This is a genomic window from Phyllobacterium sp. GQ127 (assembly GCF_059758635.1).
Genome location: NZ_JCAXDZ010000011.1, coordinates 77,239 through 96,042, shown reverse-complemented (window position 1 = coordinate 96,042; position 18,804 = coordinate 77,239). Strand labels below are relative to the sequence as shown.

The 18,804-nt window shown below is 53.2% G+C and carries 16 protein-coding genes; 8 read left to right on the top strand and 8 right to left on the bottom strand.

Annotation, left to right across the window (positions count from 1 at the left end):
- Window positions 1-15: 15 nt before the first annotated feature.
- The gene (locus AC6CHM_RS24090; protein WP_498175675.1) at window positions 16-1,494 is read left to right on the top strand and encodes an NAD-dependent succinate-semialdehyde dehydrogenase; all 1,479 of its coding nucleotides are present in this window, start codon (window positions 16-18) and stop codon (window positions 1,492-1,494) included.
- A 43-nt stretch (window positions 1,495-1,537) separates the two neighbouring features.
- Here AC6CHM_RS24090 and AC6CHM_RS24085 read toward each other — a convergent pair whose 3' ends face one another.
- From AC6CHM_RS24085 to AC6CHM_RS24065, 5 genes are all read right to left on the bottom strand, one after another.
- Complete coding sequence (locus tag AC6CHM_RS24085; RefSeq protein WP_498175673.1) at window positions 1,538-2,341, bottom strand: MerR family transcriptional regulator; 804 nt, start codon at window positions 2,339-2,341, stop codon at window positions 1,538-1,540.
- A 338-nt stretch (window positions 2,342-2,679) separates the two neighbouring features.
- Window positions 2,680-2,835, bottom strand: coding sequence for a hypothetical protein (locus tag AC6CHM_RS24080; RefSeq protein ID WP_498175671.1), 156 nt, complete (start codon window positions 2,833-2,835; stop codon window positions 2,680-2,682).
- A complete protein-coding gene (locus tag AC6CHM_RS24075; RefSeq protein WP_498175669.1) occupies window positions 2,811-3,578 on the bottom strand; it encodes a tetrahydrofolate dehydrogenase/cyclohydrolase catalytic domain-containing protein in 768 nt (255 codons plus the stop codon). The genes AC6CHM_RS24080 and AC6CHM_RS24075 overlap by 25 nt, the downstream gene beginning before the upstream one ends.
- A gap of 3 nt (window positions 3,579-3,581) precedes the next feature.
- Entirely contained in the window at window positions 3,582-4,466 is an 885-nt protein-coding gene (gene purU / locus AC6CHM_RS24070) for a formyltetrahydrofolate deformylase (RefSeq protein WP_498175689.1), read from the bottom strand.
- A 303-nt stretch (window positions 4,467-4,769) separates the two neighbouring features.
- The gene (locus tag AC6CHM_RS24065; protein WP_498175667.1) at window positions 4,770-6,122 is read right to left on the bottom strand and encodes an NAD(P)/FAD-dependent oxidoreductase; all 1,353 of its coding nucleotides are present in this window, start codon (window positions 6,120-6,122) and stop codon (window positions 4,770-4,772) included.
- 394 nt (window positions 6,123-6,516) lie between these two features.
- Between AC6CHM_RS24065 and AC6CHM_RS24060 the strand changes: the two genes are divergently transcribed.
- The 7 genes from AC6CHM_RS24060 (at window position 6,517) to AC6CHM_RS24030 (ending at window position 14,166) form a co-directional block, all read left to right on the top strand.
- Entirely contained in the window at window positions 6,517-7,302 is a 786-nt protein-coding gene (locus AC6CHM_RS24060; RefSeq protein WP_498175665.1) for an acetoacetate decarboxylase family protein, read from the top strand.
- Window positions 7,303-7,436: 134 nt separating this feature from the next.
- Window positions 7,437-8,693 carry an MFS transporter gene (locus AC6CHM_RS24055; RefSeq protein ID WP_498175663.1) on the top strand — a complete coding sequence of 419 codons (1,257 nt, stop codon included), beginning with the start codon at window positions 7,437-7,439 and terminating at the stop codon, window positions 8,691-8,693.
- 74 nt (window positions 8,694-8,767) lie between these two features.
- Window positions 8,768-10,285 carry an aldehyde dehydrogenase family protein gene (locus AC6CHM_RS24050; RefSeq protein ID WP_498175661.1) on the top strand — a complete coding sequence of 506 codons (1,518 nt, stop codon included), beginning with the start codon at window positions 8,768-8,770 and terminating at the stop codon, window positions 10,283-10,285.
- 59 nt (window positions 10,286-10,344) lie between these two features.
- Window positions 10,345-11,760, top strand: a complete 1,416-nt coding sequence (locus AC6CHM_RS24045; RefSeq protein ID WP_498175659.1) for an APC family permease — start codon at window positions 10,345-10,347, stop codon at window positions 11,758-11,760.
- 12 nt (window positions 11,761-11,772) lie between these two features.
- On the top strand, window positions 11,773-12,576 hold the full coding sequence (locus AC6CHM_RS24040) for an acetoacetate decarboxylase family protein (protein ID WP_498175657.1): 804 nt from the start codon (window positions 11,773-11,775) through the stop codon (window positions 12,574-12,576).
- A gap of 59 nt (window positions 12,577-12,635) precedes the next feature.
- The gene (locus AC6CHM_RS24035; RefSeq protein WP_498175655.1) at window positions 12,636-12,968 is read left to right on the top strand and encodes a DMT family transporter; all 333 of its coding nucleotides are present in this window, start codon (window positions 12,636-12,638) and stop codon (window positions 12,966-12,968) included.
- Window positions 12,969-13,533: 565 nt separating this feature from the next.
- The gene (locus tag AC6CHM_RS24030; RefSeq protein WP_498175653.1) at window positions 13,534-14,166 is read left to right on the top strand and encodes a helix-turn-helix domain-containing protein; all 633 of its coding nucleotides are present in this window, start codon (window positions 13,534-13,536) and stop codon (window positions 14,164-14,166) included.
- Window positions 14,167-14,309: 143 nt separating this feature from the next.
- On the opposite strand, the gene AC6CHM_RS24025 is transcribed toward AC6CHM_RS24030, so the two are convergent.
- The 3 genes from AC6CHM_RS24025 to AC6CHM_RS24015 all read right to left on the bottom strand — a co-directional run bounded on the left by AC6CHM_RS24025 (window position 14,310) and on the right by AC6CHM_RS24015 (window position 18,234).
- Window positions 14,310-15,779, bottom strand: coding sequence for a purine-cytosine permease family protein (locus tag AC6CHM_RS24025; RefSeq protein ID WP_498175651.1), 1,470 nt, complete (start codon window positions 15,777-15,779; stop codon window positions 14,310-14,312).
- A 669-nt stretch (window positions 15,780-16,448) separates the two neighbouring features.
- The gene (locus AC6CHM_RS24020; protein WP_498175649.1) at window positions 16,449-17,111 is read right to left on the bottom strand and encodes a winged helix-turn-helix domain-containing protein; all 663 of its coding nucleotides are present in this window, start codon (window positions 17,109-17,111) and stop codon (window positions 16,449-16,451) included.
- Between the two features lie 160 nt (window positions 17,112-17,271).
- Complete coding sequence (locus AC6CHM_RS24015; RefSeq protein ID WP_498175647.1) at window positions 17,272-18,234, bottom strand: glycosyltransferase family 2 protein; 963 nt, start codon at window positions 18,232-18,234, stop codon at window positions 17,272-17,274.
- Window positions 18,235-18,804 lie beyond the last annotated feature (570 nt).

Below are 18,804 nucleotides of genomic sequence, written 5' to 3'. Positions count from 1 at the left end.
TAAGGAGACTGAAACATGACTGTTTCCGATAATCTAATTTCAAAATTGAAGGATCCAAGCCTTGCAATCGACAAGGCCCCGATCGGCGGCGTTTGGATTTCCGCCAGCGATAGCGGCAGAACATTCGAGGTAATGAACCCGGCAACAGGTGAACTGGTCGCCACTTTGCCCGACATGAGCCGGGCTGAAACCACGCGCGCGATCGATTCTGCCTTCCGCGCACAAAAAACCTGGGCTGCAAAGACCGGCAAGGAGCGCGCTGGGGTTCTGCGCAAGCTTTTTGATCTGATGGTGTCGAATGCCGATGATCTAGCCACCATCTTGACAACCGAAATGGGGAAACCTTTCACTGAGGCACGTGGAGAAATCCTCTATGGTGCGTCGTATGTAGAATGGTTTGGGGAAGAGGCAAAACGCGTCTATGGCGACACTATCCCCGGTCACCAACCGGACAAGCGTATTATCGTGCTCAAGCAGCCGGTAGGGGTGGTGGCCGCCATCACGCCCTGGAATTTCCCCAACGCAATGTTGGCCCGCAAACTCGCGCCGGCACTCGGAGCAGGCTGTGCAATGGTTTCTAAGCCGGCAGCAGAAACGCCATTATCCGCACTTGCCCTCGCCATTCTTGCACAACGGGCCGGTCTGCCCGACGGGTTATTCAACGTCATTCTATCTACGGATTCCGCTATTGTCGGCCAGGAAATGTGCGCCAATGATAAGGTGCGCAAGCTGACGTTTACCGGCTCGACCAATGTCGGGAAAATACTTATGCGTCAGGGCGCCGATCAGATCCTGAAGCTTGGCCTCGAGCTTGGTGGCAATGCCCCCTTTATCGTGTTCGACGACGCCGATCTTGATGCAGCGGTCGAGGGTGCCATGGTCTCCAAGTACCGCAACAATGGCCAGACTTGTGTGTGCGCCAATCGCCTCTACGTTCAGGCAAGCGTCTATGATGCCTTTACCGAAAAGTTGACCGCCAAGGTAGCGGAGATGAAGATCGGAGACGGCTTCGAATCTGGCGTCCACGCCGGCCCTCTTATCTCCGGAAAAGCCTTGGAGAAGGTAGAGGAGCATATCGCCGACGCGGTATCCAAGGGTGCAAAAATCAAACTTGGCGGCAAGCAGGCTGCAAGAGGGGGTCTCTTCTTCGAACCAACTGTTCTGACGGGCGTCACATCCGAGATGAAAATTGCCCGTGAGGAAACATTCGGACCCGTAGCGCCATTGTTCAAATTCGATACTGAAGACGAAGTGGTTGCAATGGCCAACAATACAGAATTCGGCCTAGCCTCATATTTTTATTCTCGTGACCTATCGAAAGTATTCAGGGTAGCGGAAGCGCTGGAATACGGCATGGTAGGGGTGAATACCGGTTTGATTTCGACCGAAGTGGCTCCGTTTGGCGGCATCAAACAATCCGGCCAGGGACGCGAAGGCTCGAAATATGGCATCGAGGACTATATCGAAGTCAAGTATCTGTGCTTGAGCGTCTGATTCCCAACGAAGGGCGGATCTACCGCCCTCTACACCCCGCGTGTTAAAATGTTGGTGGCGTGTTGATCCACAAAAGCCGGCAGGGCTCATGTCCAGCATTGCGCCACGAATGTGCACGATGACTCTCGAAATATATGGCATCGCCCTCGTTAAGCGTGGTAAGTCCCATGCCTTCAACTTCGAGTTCGAAGCTACCTTCCAATATTTGTATGAACTCCTCCCCCTCATGTCGATAAAAGCCTTCGCTTCCAGCGCCTGCTGCCAGCGTCCATTCTTGGCAGTCCATCATTCGCGGGCCCGACGCCAGTTCTCGAATCCGGATGCCCTTTCCGAGTGAGGGCAATTGTCGCCCACTTCCCTTGCGAACGACCGCTTCTACGATCTCGTCCGGGTTTGCAGTCAGTTGAGTGATCGTTACGCCCAATGCTTCGGCTACCGCCCGTAAGAGATGCACACCTGCGCCACGAGATGTACGTTCCAACGTGCTGATAACTGATGGTGACACATTCAATCGAGCGGCGAGCGCGGCGATAGTCAGTTTCTTTTCTTTGCGCAAACGACGAATTTCGAAGCCCAGCCTTGATGATGGCAGATCTTCTTTCAACGATTCTTGCGAATCAGGCTTGGTATCCTCGAGCGAGGATTTGATTGCGGCCAGATTGAGCCCTTGAACTGACCGAAGTCGAACGATCTGATGGACGCGAGCGAAATCATTCTCGCTGTACATGCGATAACCGCTTGGGGTTCGGGATGGCACGATCAAGCCGTGTTGTTCCCAAAGCCGCAAAGTCGCCGATGGCACGCCCGTAGCGCAAGAGACCTCAGATACTTTGTAGAGCTTCCCCATCGCATCCCTGAACGTCGTTTCTGAAGCTTGCTAGGCAAAAATTCTCGTAAGCGCAACACTTTATAATGCAATCAGCGGGCTTTGGCCTCTACGGCATGTTGGGGGACGCGCCTTTCGCCGGTTAGCATGTAGTTGCCGGTCATCTTCATGCTGCAGGCCAGGTTCGAACTCGGCTCGCCGCTGTTTTCGATCCTCGTATTGCAGTCGCCACGCCGGACGGCATGGCGAAGTTGGGAAGCCGGACGAACTAAATGTCCACGCCGGCGCCAATGATCCCAACGGCAAATATTCTTGCTTGCGTTCGGCAGCTCGATCAAATCGGGACCCCAACCCTTTTGTTAGCACTGTGGAGGCGTCACGCCGGATGCACGATGGGACGCAATTATTGTATTCGCCATGAGCATAGCGATCGTCATGGGACCGACTCCGCCTGGAACCGGAGTGACGGCAGCAGCGACATCAACAACCTCTAAGAAGGCGACATCGCCGACCAATCGAGTTTTACCCTCTCCCTCTCGGGTGCGTCAATGCGGTTGATGCCGACATCAATGACAGTCGCCCCCCACTTGACCCCATTCTGCCTTGACCATCTGCGGCCGGCCGACAGCCGCAATGAGAATATCAGCTCTGCTGCAGATGTCCGGCAGATCTTTCGACCGCGAATGGGCCACGTAACGGTGGCGTTGGCGTTCAGAAGAAGTTGAGCCATTGGTTTGCCGAACAGGTTTGATCGGCCGATTACCACAGCATTGAGGCCTGAAAGATCCTTGCCGTGCAAACGGCGCACGAAGATCATTGCGCCTGCTGGAGTGCACGAAACGAGACCGCTTTTGATGTCACCCGTCGCAAGCTTGCCACCGTTCATGATGTTCAAGCCATCAACATCCTTGCCGGGCATAATAGACTGAATAGTCATTTTGCTGTCCAAATGATTGGGCAGTGGAAGTTGCACGAGAATGCCATGGATACTCCGATCAGTGTTCAAGCTCGCGACCAAATTCGCAAGCTGCTCCTGCGTCGTCTCTGCCGGCAATGTGTGCTGGATTGAATTGAAACCGCAGTCCTTGGCTATGCGGCTCTTGGCGCCAATATAGGTATGACTTGCCGGATAATCACCAACGATTACAACTGCCAGGCCGGGTTTGACGCCTGTCGTCTCTACCAGCCGGCGGGCCGCCACCTTGACAGTCTCGATAATTGATGCCGCAATCTGCCTTCCGTCGATGACCTCTGCCATAGCTCAGCCCATTCTCTCGGAAGCATAAGATCCAGGACTAGCCGGGAATACGACTGTCCGGTTGCCATTGATAAAAGTTCGATGATGGATGTGAGCATGTATAGCACGTGCCAATACTTGCGCCTCGACATCTCGACCAAGTGAGACGTAATCCTCGGGGGATTGCGCGTGGGTAATGCGCACCGTATCCTGATCGATGATCGGTCCTTCGTCCAGATCAGACGTTACGTAATGCGCAGTCGCACCAATGAGCTTCACACCACGCTCATAGGCCTGCTTATAAGGGTTGGCGCCCTTAAAGCTTGGCAGGAAGGAGTGATGGATGTTGATGATCCTTCCGGACATTTGCGCGCACATGCGGTCCGACAATATCTGCATATAGCGCGCAAGTACAATCAGCTCGGTGCCTGTGCTTTCTACTAGATCCATGATTTTGGCTTCGGCAAGCGGCTTGTTCTCCGTGGTCACGGGGATGTGGTGGAACGCGATGTCGTGATTGACAACCACTTTCTGGTAATCGAAATGATTGGAAACGACGCCAACAATATCGATCGGTAGCGCGCCGATGCGCCAGCGGTACAGCAGATCATTCAGGCAATGGCCAAAACGCGAAACCATCAGCAGGACCTTCATACGCTTGTCGCCCTGATGAAATTCGTAATCCATTCCAAGCGTCTTTGCTACGTCAGAAAAGTGATCCGCGACCTCTGCTCCGGTTACATCTGTCTGTGGAACGAAACTAACGCGCATGAAAAACTTGCCTGTTTCGAGATCATCGAATTGCGAGCTATCGACAATGTTGCAACCCATGTCGGCAAGATAACCAGATAAAGCAGCGACAATGCCGCGCTTTGATTTACAGGAAACGGTCAGGACAATCTTACTGATGGTCAAGTGCTGCTCCATGACATGAGGGGGTAGAGCGCGAGCACCACGGCTCGCGTCGCCGCTTCGATTCATTTGTGTAAGCGCTTAGAGTACTGCTTCGAGCTCCGGAAGGATATCGAAGAGATCACCGACCAGGCCGTAGTCGGCGACTTTGCGCGAGGCCATTACTCCAGGCAGATGGTGAACGCCCCCAATGCGAGAACAATTGATTTCTATGATCCAAAAGCAGCCCACGATTTCGCTTGAACAGGCATGTTGCCTCCAATAGTCGAGACGATTGCAAAGATCAGATGACGTCGGCCATCAGAGCTTGCGATCCTGAAGCCAGTCGGCGAACCGATACCAAGTATATGCAGCGGCGAGCGCAGCCGGACGTGCGCTCGGGATCAGGAACCGGGCTGGTAGCCCAGTCATGGGCAAAGGCATGTTGAGACGCTGGCTTTCACCGATTGCCTTTGCGATCAGCTTGCCCGCATAGGGTGCGGTCGCAACACCATTTGCTTGGTAACCCAGCGCATAATAAATGGTAGGATCTTCTTCGAGCTGTCCGATGGAAGGTGTGAGTTTTTGCGACAACGCAACCACGCCCCTCCAGAAGTAGTCGAATGATACACCTCTTAGTGAGGGAAAAATGCGTGCGAACTCGGAAGACATCCGCTGGCGTGTCTTCTCAATTGATTGAACCCTACCGGAAACATCGCCGCGGGCACCAAACAGGATGCGGCGATCCGGGAGCAATCTGTAGTAATAAACCAACGTTCGCGTGTTGATGATTGGCGACTCTGAAAGCCAATTCTGCTGTGCAAGCTCTTCCTGTGTGAGCGGACGCGTAACCAGAATGTTCGATATCGCTGGCAGTATACGCCCCGCGGTCGCGGGATGAAGGCGATCACTGGTATATCCGTTCGTTGCGATGATAATGCGATTAGCGAGGACGGTTCCGCCAGGCGTGACCAAACGGTGTCTTGATCCTTCGCGATGCCAAGTCAGAACAGGACTCAAAGAGTAAAGTTCTGCGCCGTGTCGCTCGGCCGCATTTGCAATACCCAGGCAGTAAGATAGCGGATGGAGGGCGTGCCCGACATCCATGTGAAGTCCACCAAATACCTCAGTACCATCATGGACCTCGGTCCGAAACCTGTCCGCATCGAGAATTCGGCACGGAACCTGGAAATGATTCCGTAGACTATCCGCATACTCGCGCAATTTCGTCATGCGATTTGGGTGATGAGCGACTGTGTACCAGCCTCTACCTTGGGCCTTGATATCGAAGCCTTCCTGCTCCGCCAGCGCCTTCGGCAATTTTGACGCTTCGACCGAGGCTACGAAGAATCGCTTTGTCTCCTCAAGTCCGAACCGGTGGACCAGTTGTTTGACGCTGAGCTTGCTGGCGGGAATATTGACAAACCCGCCATTTCTTCCGGAAGCGCCCCATCCGATCAAACCGGCGTCCAATACAACGGCTCCGATCCCATGATCTCTGGCTAAATGGAGGGCTGCGGACGAGCCGGTGAAACCGCCTCCGATAATCGCAACCTCGGTGTTAACCGCAGACTGCAATTTTCGCTCTGTGGATCGCGTGACCGTAGCCTCCCAATAGGAGGGTTCTCGTTCGTGGAAACGGTAGAGCGATTTGTCCAGAATGATTTCTGTCATAATGGTGTCCGGTCTTTAAACAGGCGACTTAAATTCGGGCATAACCTTACAGAAACTATATAAGGTTTATCAGCATTGTCAATGAGCTTGCCTCCGGTTTGGGCAAATTGCAGCGAATTACCGCTACTGCTCCTGCGCGTCTGCCCGCATGGCATCGCACACGAATACCCAGAAAAGGTAAATGGCGCGTTGAAAAAAACATGTTGAATGTTCGAAAAATTTAACATAGCGTCGTGAAGCTGCGTGCTGCCCAAGACAACAACACGGGAAATGGCTGACGCCGCGCTACAGGAGTGATTGGGATTGCCGAGTGCACGCGGACTCCGTGATGCGACCTAGGGCGAAGCTATGGCTTCTCTCAGCGGCTTAGAAGGATTTGAGAGGAGAAAATGAAATGAGCTTCGTGAAAACGCCCGAGCAAGTCAAAGAAATCGAAGACCTGATGGCTCGGGGCCAATTTACCACCGAATCCGTCACTGTGGAATTCACCACGACAAAGGAATTCATCCGCTCGGTGTTGGCGCCCTGCTTCGAACCTGCCGACGAGCCAATCGCCTACGCCAACGTTTCGCGCTGGCAGAGCGCCCTTTGCGGAGAATTCGACTGCGGAATCATTTACCTGAAGTGCAAGTATAAAGAACGAGAAGGCACCACGATGCTGACGCTTTTCGTCAGCGGCGACTCGCCAGTGACCATCGGCCGGGAGCTCTGGGGAGAGGGCAAGAAGCTGGGCACTGCCCAGCTTTATTTCGATGGTCAACAGGCCTATGGCTATTCGGAGCGAAACGGTGTTCGCCTCATTGAGATTAACGCAGAATTCGGGCCGGATCTGGGGCCTGTCAAATCTGATAGTTTGTTTGACTTCGAGCTCAAAGCGCAGCCACATCCCTCTGGGCGCGGCTTCCAGAACGGAGTGAACCTCGTTTGCCTGCAAATTGAAGAAAACTACAGGATCACGCGCGAAGGTACAGCCACACTGAAGCTTGCCGGCAGTCCGTTTGACCCGCTCGATACGATCCCGGTCGTTTCGGTCGGTAAGGCATATTATGCGGAAGGCGTCTCCTGCTGGACCGTTCCGTTTGTGCACGATCTGGAAGATCCAGATGCTTATAAGCCGTTCATCTACGGTCAAAAGTACGACGATTTCCGTCTTTTCCCAAAGGCTGCACGATTCAAGTAGAGCAAGGCTTGGGAGCTACTGAATTGATCAGCGAGCGGCTGTCCCCTGGGTAGCCGCAAGCGAGCTGGTATGCCAACCGGCGGCATGATGGCGCCCCAGCATTGCCGCATGGTCTCGTGGAGGAGTATCCGCACATGACAAATTTCAGACTTGAGACCGGAACAGATCAGTGGCGGGCGCTTGCCCTCTGCTTCTCAGTGACTTTGGCGATTTTCATCCCTTACGTTGGCTACGCCACCCAAATCCCCGCGATGATGCAGGATCTTGGCATGACGTATACTATGGTTGGAACTCTGGCTTCCGCCTCAGCCTTGGCGGGAGGGATAGTGGTGGCCTTTGCAGGTCTGCTGGTTGACCGATGGGGAGCAAAAAACGTCACCGTGCTTGGTCTCGCAGTCAACGTGCTTGGCCAGATCGCATTTGCCTACGCGCCGACATATGAGACGATGCTTCTTGCCCGTCTTCTTCAGGGCGCGGGTATCCCCCTCCTGTTCCTCGGCCCCTACACGCTCGCCATGCGCTGGGCCGAAAGTTCCAACCGGCTCGGCATTTTCATGGGAGCAATGTTGGCCACCGACGGCATAGGAACAGTAGCAGCGCTTTACGGGTATGCGATCATCCTCCAAGATTACGGCTGGCGCAACGGATCATTGATTGGAGCGGGCATCCTCGTATTCGCAACTGTCGTCGCTTTTGTAATGCTGAAAGAGCCTCCCGCTTACCGGCAGCCAAAGGCCACGCGGGCTGCGTCTTTTGCAGAGACAATGATCAATTATGTGGGCGTAGTCAGCAATCGAAACGTTATCATTGCTGCGTTGTTTTTGACAGGTGTTTGGGGCACCTACTCCATCGCCATTTATTGGGTACCGATGATCCTCATGGAAGAGGACGGCTGGACCGAGCAGGCAGCCGGCGTCGTCGGTTCGCTTTATCCGCTGGTGGGTATGATCTGCGCAGTCGGTTTTGGACTGATCTCTGACCGGGTCGGTCGTCGAAAGCCGCTGATCCTGATCTCGGGCATTGGAATGACCGCCTCTTTTGTCGGCGCCGCTTTCTCACTCTGGTCGCAGCAGTATTGGCTGCTCGCGACGATGCTTCCGATTTCTGGTTTGTTTGCTTACGGCGGCCTTCCATTGGCGTATTGCCTCGCTGCGGACTCGGTCGGTGTGGCGCTTGCGGCAACTGCCAATGGTTTCATCATGGGAGTTGGTTTCACTGTCGGCGGGGTCCTTTACCCGCTCGTTCTCGGTCACGTGAAGGACGCCACATCGTTGTACACTGTTGGCTTTATCGCCGCGGCCGTGTCTTTGATTCTTCTGAACGTCATTGCTGTTTTGGCTGCTAAAGATGCCAAGTTTTCAATCACTAACATTCACAACGCGATCGCGTAGTCACACACCTCCCCAAGGGGAGCTGACGAAAGCCAAAGCATGATCCAGGAAGCTGGATTTCGAAAGGAGCATACATGTCACTTCACCAAGATTTTGACCGTCTTTCCGGGACGCTTTACATCGACGGAGCCTATCTCAAGAGTCAGTCCTCGGAACGAATTGCAGTTATCGATCCGGCGACCGAAGATCAAATCGCCGAGATTGCGAACGCGACAGAAAATGAAGTTGAGAATATTCTCGACATAGCGAACATTGCTCGCAAGCGTTGGCTCTCGATTGATCCGCGTACCCGTTCCACGATGCTTCACGAGGTTGCTGCCCGAATCCGCCGTGAGAAGACGATCTACGGCTACTTCATGACACGCGAGGTCGGCAAACCTTTCAAGGAATCAGTCGACGAAACATCGTGGTGTGCTACGGCAATCGACTATTATGCGGAACTTGGCCGAAACGACGTGGGTCGGATTGCAGGAGCCACCGTTCCTGGGCAGTTTCATTTCTCGATCAAGGAACCGCTTGGCACAGTCGTCATCATTCTCCCTTTCAATTTCCCCCTGGTTCTCCTTTGCTGGGAACTTGCAGCCGCTCTTGCCGCAGGAAACTCGGTAATCATCAAACCACACGAGCAGACCAGCATCACGACGCTCAAATTCATGGAGGTCTTTACCGACCTGCCAAAGGGTCTGGTCCAGGTGGTAACCGGTGGTCCGCGCGTTGCGCAACACCTGGTGAAAAGCAAGAAGTCGCACTGCATCGCCTATACCGGTTCGGTTCCGATTGCACAGGAAATCATGAAGGTGTGTGCTGAAACCTTCAAACCCGCGCTGATTGAAGCTTCCGGCAACGACCCCTTTATCGTCATGCCCTCGGCTCCGATGGAGGTTGCCGTTCGAGCCGCTGCCTTTGCCGCCTACCTTAACTGCGGCCAGGTCTGCACTTCCGCCGAACGATTCTACGTACATGACAGCATTCATGACGAGTTCGTCGAGCGACTGGTTGCCGAAACAAAGAAGTTGCGCATTGGCAATGGACTTGAGAACGTCGACATAGGGCCCATGGCAACCTTGCGTCAACGGGATCGCTTTGAGGCGCTTCTTTCGCGCGCGCGACAGGAAGGCGCAAAGTTCGCCACTGGCGGCGGTCGCCCTTCAGGCCTTAATCATGGTTGGTTCATCGAACCCGCTGTTCTGACTGATGTTTCGCCCGATTCCGAGATCATGAACGGCGAGTCGTTCGGTCCCGCCGCCCCAATCTGCAGGGTCAAGAGCTTTGATGAAGCGCTCGAATTGGCGAACCGCTCGGAATTTGGTCTCGGTGCAAACCTCTATTCCCGCGACATGAGTGAGATGATGCGCGCGGTCAACGAGGTTGAATCGGGAATTCTTTGGATCAATGCTCCTATTCTCGACAACGATGCATTGCCTTTTGGCGGACGCAAGCTCTCCGGTATTGGCCGCCAACTCGGACCGGAGGGGCTCGCTCAGTTCCAGTCGTCCAAATTTGTAATGATTGATCCGGCCGCGGCGCCACAGGACTTCTGGTGGTTCCCCTACAGCCAAGAGGAAGCATACGAGCACAACAAGGCAAAGTAATCCGCCGCACACGGTCAGTCGTCATTCGGCTGGCCGTTTCTATCAAAAGAGAGGAAAAAATGAGTAGCGATCCTTCCGAACTGGCTGAGGAACTTCGTCAGGAGACGGTTGTTCCAGCCACCGCGACAAAAGTCGGTGTCGCCAGCGTCGTCGTGCTCGGCTTGTCGGGTCAGCAAATCATTCCATCCGCACTTATAGGCGCCGCATATATGCCGCTGGAAAGCGGGAATGGGGCCTGGTTGTCGATGCTTCTCGCGATGTGCGCCACACTCTGCGTCATGGCCGCAGTCAATATTTTCGCACGCCGTCACATCGTCACTGGTTCAATGATGTCATATGTCGGCCTGGCTTTCGGTCGCCGGTTGGAGAGGCTCGTCGCCGCTTCATACCTCGTTGGATTTCTTGTTGCCTGCGGCGCTGTGACTGGAAGTACAGTCATGTTCACCAGCAGTTTCTTGCAAAATGTTGGCTTCGAACCCGCCAACGCCGCTTGGTTTCAGTCGCTTTCAGCAATCGCGATAGCCGTTCTGGCAGGTGCTTGTGCCTGGCGCGGACTCGACGCGTCAATTTCGCTGACTGCCTGGCTCGCATTCCTATCGCTCCCACTGGTGCTTGCTGCCACTATCGGGGCGGCTGCGAATACCGGGTTTGACCTGCATTCACAGTTTATGCTGGCTGGTGCGGATGGGCATAGCGTCATGCGAGGTGCAATCGTTGGGCTCGCCTATTTCGTTGGCGTGGACGCGCTGGCTTCGCTCGCCGCGGAAACGAAAAATCCCAAGAAAAATGTTCCAATTATCTTGAACAGCGTGCTGCTTATAACCGGGGTGACATATGTCGGCATACTGTTCGTCTGTACACCGCTGATGAATGCGCATGCCGCCGAGTTGAACGAGGGTATTTCTCCCACCTCCATCATCACTCAGGTCGCTGGGATGCCCTACCTTCAGAAACCGATCGATCTTCTGCTGATCGGCGCAACCTTTGCAAGCCTCGTGGCATTCATCAACTACGGCAGCCGCGTTTTTGCAACAGCCGCGCAGAACAAGTTCCTGCCGGAAATATTCTCGAGAATCCATCCACGGTTCGGCTCTCCAACGGGCGCGACCGTTTTGATGGCGGTGCCTGCCGCAGGCATTCCGGTCGCCCTTCAGTACCTGGCCTCATCACCCCCGCTTCAATCCACGGCCTATCTATCGACGCTGTACTCCTTGTTCTGGGTCGGTCCGTACATCATTCTTTGCATCGGCGCCGTCAAGGAAGTACTCAAGGAGCCCACACGCTCGCCAATCCAGATCGCTGTCGTCCTGCTTGGAATGATCGTTTTTCTTTGCTTGTTCGTTGACAGCTTCCTGCCTGGAGCCGAAGGCGTCATGAAATGGCTTCCCTACATCATGCTGGGCCTCGTATGCGCGGGATACATTCTTTTCAATATCACCGAAAATTTCGCCTCGTCGCGAAAGTCTAGAGCGTAAAGGAAATATATCATGGGCTATGTTTGGACGTCTGAACAAATCACACGGTACCGCAACTACTACGATCATATCAGAACCCACCACACGTATACTTATGCGAGATTCCGGACTTCGGAAAGCTTTGTGCGAAGTGTGCTGCCCCCGTGCCTGACCCCCGCCGATGAACCCACCGTCACAATCGGCTTCATGTCTTTCATGGAATGGATCGAGGGTGTCTCGAACCGTGCGGGACGTGATCGGGCGATGATCATCGGCGTCAATGCCAAACACGGCTCGATTGAAGGAAGCTACTATCTCACAGTTCTCGAAACGGAAGAGGTTAACATCGTTACCGGACGTGAGTTCTGGGGAATGCCAAAAAAGCTCGGCACCGTAGACTTCTTTGATGACGGTGAGGAGTTTTATGGCTTCGCATCCAGAAAGGATTTCCGCCTCGTCGAGCTGACGGCAAGCCTGGGCGATCAACTTCCTACCCTGGCGGAAGATGAAAAGGAATTTTACTTCGATCTGCGGGGATATTTCGGCGTCAACGCTTCAGATGTGACCAGACCACAGCTTGTTGTTTTTGAGAACGCGACAGCAACCAAACGGCTGCGAATGATAACCGGTGCGAAATTGAAATTGACCGAATCGCCCTGGGATCCCGGCGTGTCGACGATCCCCATCGAGGGATTCATCGACGGCGGCCATCTTGGCGGCGAAACATCCTACATCGTCAAGGACGTGGTTGAGCTTGAAAACGATGGCAACGACTACACGCCCTATCTGATGGGCCGCTTGTACGACGACTGGCCAGACGTCCGCTCATGCAGATGATTTGCTCGAGACGGACTCGATAATCCACGGTCGACCTCCGCAGAACCCCAAGGTCAACCATGCCACCATATCTCGCCCTGTTCTTCGCAATTTTTGCGGAAGTCATAGCAACGACCGCACTTAAGTCGGCGGACGGCTTCAGGAACTTTTTGCCGTCTGTCATCGTCGCGATAGGTTATGCCCTGTCTTTCTATTTCCTGTCCGTTACATTGAGGACGATACCTGTCGGCATCGCCTATGCAGTCTGGTCCGGAGTTGGCACTGTCATGATCGTCGGACTTGGATGGTTAGTGCACGGGCAACGGTTGGACAGTTATGCGATCGTCGGCATCATCTTTATTATAGCGGGAATGCTAACGCTCAATCTTCTTTCCAGCACGGGCAAGCATTAGCCTTAAAAAAACCCGCCATTTGTGTGAGGCAGGGCGTTCTCTTTCACTTTCGGAACAGAGCCAGTCCTCCAACATCAAAAAACCATACCGTCTTGGTCGGCAGGCATTTTACCGGCATCGAACCTGTGCCAAGAACTGCGCCGGGCACACGCTCGGATGACCCTGATCAATCGCCGTCACCACCATTTATTTCTGGCCTTCGTTCCCTCAGGCCGCCACACGATCCTGTCACCTCGCAGAAGTGGCAAATCGACGGCTGTTACCGACCCGCAAGGACGGCAGAGCCTTGGCGAAGTACAGTCGAGTCGAAGCAATAAATCTGTACTGTTGATGTCACGTCAAACCGTGGCCACACGCTTTCAGCGCGATGCGAACCACCATCCTTATTTCGGTAAGATAATCGGGATTTTTTTACACCAGGTCTGCACTCGTTAAAGGATGCCTGGCTGAAAGGGAAAACTGAAAGCCTGATTGCCGCATCGATCGATTTTTCGAACACTCAACTTTTTTTTGATGTCTTGACCCTGTATAGAATCCGCGTGTATCGACAGAAACGGAGAATATTGTGAAGACAAGTGAACTCGCCAAGGCCCATTCCAAAAGCGAAGAAGCGGCGACGGCCACCAAAGCACAGCAACGGAGTGAGGCAAACGAGCTTGCCGTCGGGGCACGACTAAAAGTGGTTCGGGAACAGGCCGGCCTGTCTCAGCGCGAACTTGCGAAGCGCGCAAAGGTCACGAATTCGACAGTCTCCCTGATCGAGCAGGAAACACACGCGCCCTCGCTTGCTTCATTGCATAAACTCCTGAACGCGATCCCCATTTCAATGGCGGACTTTTTCGCTCTGCCCGTTTCCAAGCAGAATGTCCTTTACTATGACGCAGACGATCTGGCTGTGATTTCACGCGGCGAAGTCGATATGCGCGTACTGGGCGGGGAACGGCGAGACAAAAAGCTGCAAATGTTTATCGAGCATTACGCTCCTGGAACGGACACTGGAGAAACAGCAATTGCGCATGACGGTGAGACCGCTGCGTTTGTTCTTGAAGGAACCGTCGAACTCGAGACAAGTGAAGGGGTCCGAAGCATTGGTGCGGGCGGCGGTTTTCAACTTCTTGGCCCCGAGCCTTACAGGCTCACGAATATTGGCAAAACGACCGCTATTGTCGCGTGTGCGGTCACCCCGCCAATGTTTTGAGAATGAAGTTGCATGCGTGTCTGACATCGAACCTCTATTCATCATCATCTCCATCTCCGCTTCGTCGAAAGGCAAGTCAAGTGGCTGGATCTAGCCACCTGCACACAGCAAAACATGCCTGCCGCCAAGAGCTTCCGGAGGTTCTAGGCAACTGGCTTTGCCTTGTCGTCGAGATGCCTGTCAGCCAATTCTATTGTTGCAAATTCGCCTTTCAAATCGATGCTCAAGCAAAATAGCCAGTACAGTATTGCGCCAACAGGAATCCCGACAAAGAACGCATAATCAACGCTTCCAAAGTAGACTGCGGCAGGTCCCTGGTAGAATGACAGATACATGAACGGAACCATGGCAATGAAAGAAAGCGAATAAGCCAGCATCCCACGCCAGTTCCAATAGCCGTAGATGCCCACGGGATTAAAAATTTCAGCAACTGAGTATTTTCCTCTTCGAACCACGAAATAGTCGACGAGGTTGATAGCTGTCCAGGGCGCCATCAGATAGGCGAGCACGGCAAGGATCGTGTAAAATGTCGTATTTATGAAATCGCCAGGCAGCAGCACACCGACAATGGTTGCCGTGATGCCAATTATCGCAATCGTCTTCACACGCAGTTCCCGTGTCGGCGATGTGGGAATCACACTATCCATGGCGGTGATCAATGTGAGCGCGCCGCCGTAGACACACATGCCATTGAATATGAGAAGGGCTATACCGCCGACAATGAGGAGAACCGCACCGAATCCGGCTGTGATCAGATCGCCCGATTGTTGCAAAGCTACCGTCAAACCCTCCTTTGGGAAAAGGGCTGCTGCAACGGCACCGACCGCCTCCATCGCAAATACGCCTGCACCCGCACCAATGGCCGTATAAAGGATGATCGATCTATGGCTTGTCGTGGGCGGCATGTATCGCGAATAGTCCGAAACAAAGAGCGCCCATGAAAGCTGATAAGCAAGAGACGCAGAAACGACCATCAAGAACGGCGTGAAATGAAAAGTGCCGGTTAAGCTTATCTGCTCGGGCGGCAAACCAATCTGATAGACGGTTCCCCAGACGAAGACTCCCAGCACTGCGATGAGAATGATCGTAGTGTACCGCTGGCCGATATGCAGCCAATTGTACCCAAAAATCGCAAAAACGATCGACAAAAGCCCGAGCAGCAAGCCGGATGCGGTAAAGGAACCAATGCCGAGTTGTTCAGCGGTTGCTCCCATCAGGTTCACGTTGAGCACGACGTAGCCCCAATAGACCATCACCGCAACCAACCAGATAAAGATGGCCCCGTAGCGCCCGAATTGAGGTCGTGTCTGAACCATCTGCGGAAGACCAAGATGAGGTCCTTGGCTCGCGTGCGCCGCGACAGGAATGGTCCCGAGTAAGGTACCAACAAAAAGTCCGACCAGTGTCCAGACGAGATTCAGACCAAGCGAAATCCCGATTGCTCCGGTTGCGAGACTCAACAGCTGCGCACTTCCCGCAAACCAGATCGTGGCTTGGTCAGCCAGCCGCCCGTGGCGTTCCCTTAATGGAACATAGTCTATAGAGCGATTTTCGATAAAAAGCGCGCGTTGCGGTGCCTTAACTTTGGCATCAACTGAAGGCTGTAATTCCATCCTTATTTCCCCTTGTGTCAAGGCTTAACCTCAACCCTACATTTGCACGTAGCCGAGCACCTTGTTGAATTATCCCCGTTCGCATCGGTTGCCATGTTGTTTGCCGCACACGAAGCTGACAAATGTTATGTCGCATTTTTTAAACGTTCAATATGTTTTTTCGAACACAAGGATGATCACGCAAAAGGTAATGGGCTTCCTATTCCACCAGGGATGGTGGTGGTTGGTCCGTAGCAGAACGAGATTGTTGAATATTTCTCTGGAGGCTACTCATTGTGCAAGGAAATACGACCTTCCGAACGAGCTGGCCCTGCAATCGCAGAAGACACCTGCCACGAACGCCGCTGCAGTCTATGTCGCGTATGTCTGTTTCGGCGTTGCTATTTTTCAATCTTCGGATTGGTCTCTGCATTCCTGACACAGGCCCTTACACCGCGGCCGTGTCCGCGCTTTCTGGAAGAACACTCGTTATAGTGGGCATTGGCGCAAGCATCGGCAATTATCTTCGAGGACAGATATGAGCAAATGCAGGGATTCAGGGCACTGTTCTGTCGCTTTCTGCTTGCAGCTTGTACTCGCTATAATTGCATTGATACGCCGTGACGCATGGATGATACGAATTCGGACTGCAGCGAGTACCCCATCAAATTTTGGGCCCGCTCAAACCTTCTAAAAGCATCGTTTGATCGTGTAACCGATTCCACGTACCGTCGCGACGTTGTGGCGACCAAGCTTCTTGCGCAAACGACTGATATAGACTTCTACGGTGTTGCTTTGAACCTCCCATCCGAAGGCGTAAAGGGCTTCCTCGATCTGCGCTTTTGAAACAATTGCACCGGCGCGCAACAATAACTTATCCAGCACTGCCCATTCCCGCCCTGATAACGCAATTTTGTGTTTTCCGGATAAGATGCTTCTGTCAGCCGTATTGATTTGTAGTCTTCCAAGTGTGAAGACCGAACTCGAATTTCCGCAGTGTCTGCGTGTTACCGCAAGAATGCGAGCGTTCAATTCGTCGAGATTGAAAGGCTTTGCCAAACAGTCGTCCGCTCCCGCATTCAAGCCATCGATCCGATCCAGAGTCTGATCACGTGCGCTAAGAACGATAACCGGCGTGGCGTGGCGTTTTGATCGCATCTCCTTCAAAAAAGCTATGGCAGTGCCATCGGCGAAGCTCTGGTCGAGTAGCAGGACTCCATAGTTGACAACACGCACAGATATCGCTGCATCTTCAAGTGTTCGTATCCAATCGACCGCGTGATGGAATTTGGCGAAATGATCGCAAATGATATGGCCGAGGACTGGATCGTCCGCTACGAGTAGAATCCGCATCTCACTCGCCGAGTGCTGTGCAATCTATCTCGGATTGAGATAGATTCATGTTTGACTTAGAATGATGATAAGCGACACATTGTTTGGCCGTGTGTGTTGATCGGAACCGAATGCCCGACGGAGCCGTCCCATGTGTATAGTTTTGTCGCCTATTTCCACGTTAATGACCATCAATCACCTCGTAGTGAGATGATTTCATACCCACCGCTCCCTGAAAATATCCCACGAAGCTGCCAATATTCGCCGTAGCGGTAAGCAAGGCGCGTTGCTTTTTAACGGGCAGCGTCATTACCGACAGTAGAATTTTATATATGCGGGATAATAATGACCCGCCGGTCCTTAAGACACTCTTCTGTTGGGCACCCATCGTTCGGGCGTGATCGCGATTTCTGCGATAATAATAGCTTAGCGACAATCTGCTAAGGAGAACTGTTTCGTAAGCTACGGCCAAGGGTGTCCAGCCAGTTCGCGCGCCAAGTTGCTTTGCTTCGCTCCACAACTGCCAGTCCTCGCCGCCGGCAAGACCCAATTGGTCGTTGAACCGCAAGCCCGTCCGGCGAAAAAAGCTCACATTTGCCAGCCAGCTTCCAGTGGCTAGTTTGATCGATTCTGACGCCCCCGTGTCTCGTTTACGTTTGCACCGGATTTCGGCATTAAGATTGATGTCTTCCAAGCCGCGAAGGACTGTCTTTTGTAGCACCGTCATGACCTCGGAGGCTGGAGGCGCTAACCGAACCGGAGACCCAACAATATCCAATTCCTCTTGATCACGTTCTCGCAACAGCTCGATGCACCAGCTTTCTGCGACAAATTCATCATCATCGGCAAACAATAGGATATCAAAGTCCTGACTAACGGCATAGTCGAGCACTCGGTTGCGAGCGGAAGCGATCCCTATACTGGGCTCCAGAAGATATATGACTTCATGGGTTGTGCTCTCACGAAATTCTATAATTGCACTATCCACTGTCTTATTAGAATCGTTTTCGACGATCACGAACGTAACGCTCGCTCCCCGGGGAAACTTGAGATCCGCGTATGAGGATAGCAATTTAATCAACATGTTCGGCCGTCTTCGCGTTACGGCGCCAATACAGATTTTTCGGTTATGCTCGCTATTCATTGAAATCGATCCTGCTGCTCGTTAGCAGCGAAAACCTGAAGCAAAGACGCACAGACTTGATCGACCCAGTGTGGACAATAGGTGGAGGATTCGTTTGACTTAACTGTCGTGACGCAAAACCTCATACTGAACTATTGGTGTCGCGATAGCGGTCAGCCGCGTTCGAACGCTGCAATCGCCGTCAGAATTCAGGTTAAGAGTATGACCAGACCGATCCCTCCTGAAACTATTGCCCATGCTAACGTACAAGAGGCTTTGGAATTCAGCTCCGACTGAATTTGGATCGCGGATATGACGTCATCTAAGACAATCCTGCCATCAGACAGACCAGCCATGTCGGCTGCGGTCAAGACTTCCGACGAAATGTGAAAATACCATGCCGCTCGAATGGAGAATAAGAATGCCCCCAACCAAGCTAGAATTCCGATTAAGTATATTATGACTGAGATCATGGTTTCATATGTTTTCGAAAGAAATTACCAGGGAACGCTCGCAACAGCAGTCATGCCGTCGGACAGAGGATAGTCTTTACAAGGCATAATGATCCAGCATCGCATGATACCTGGGCAC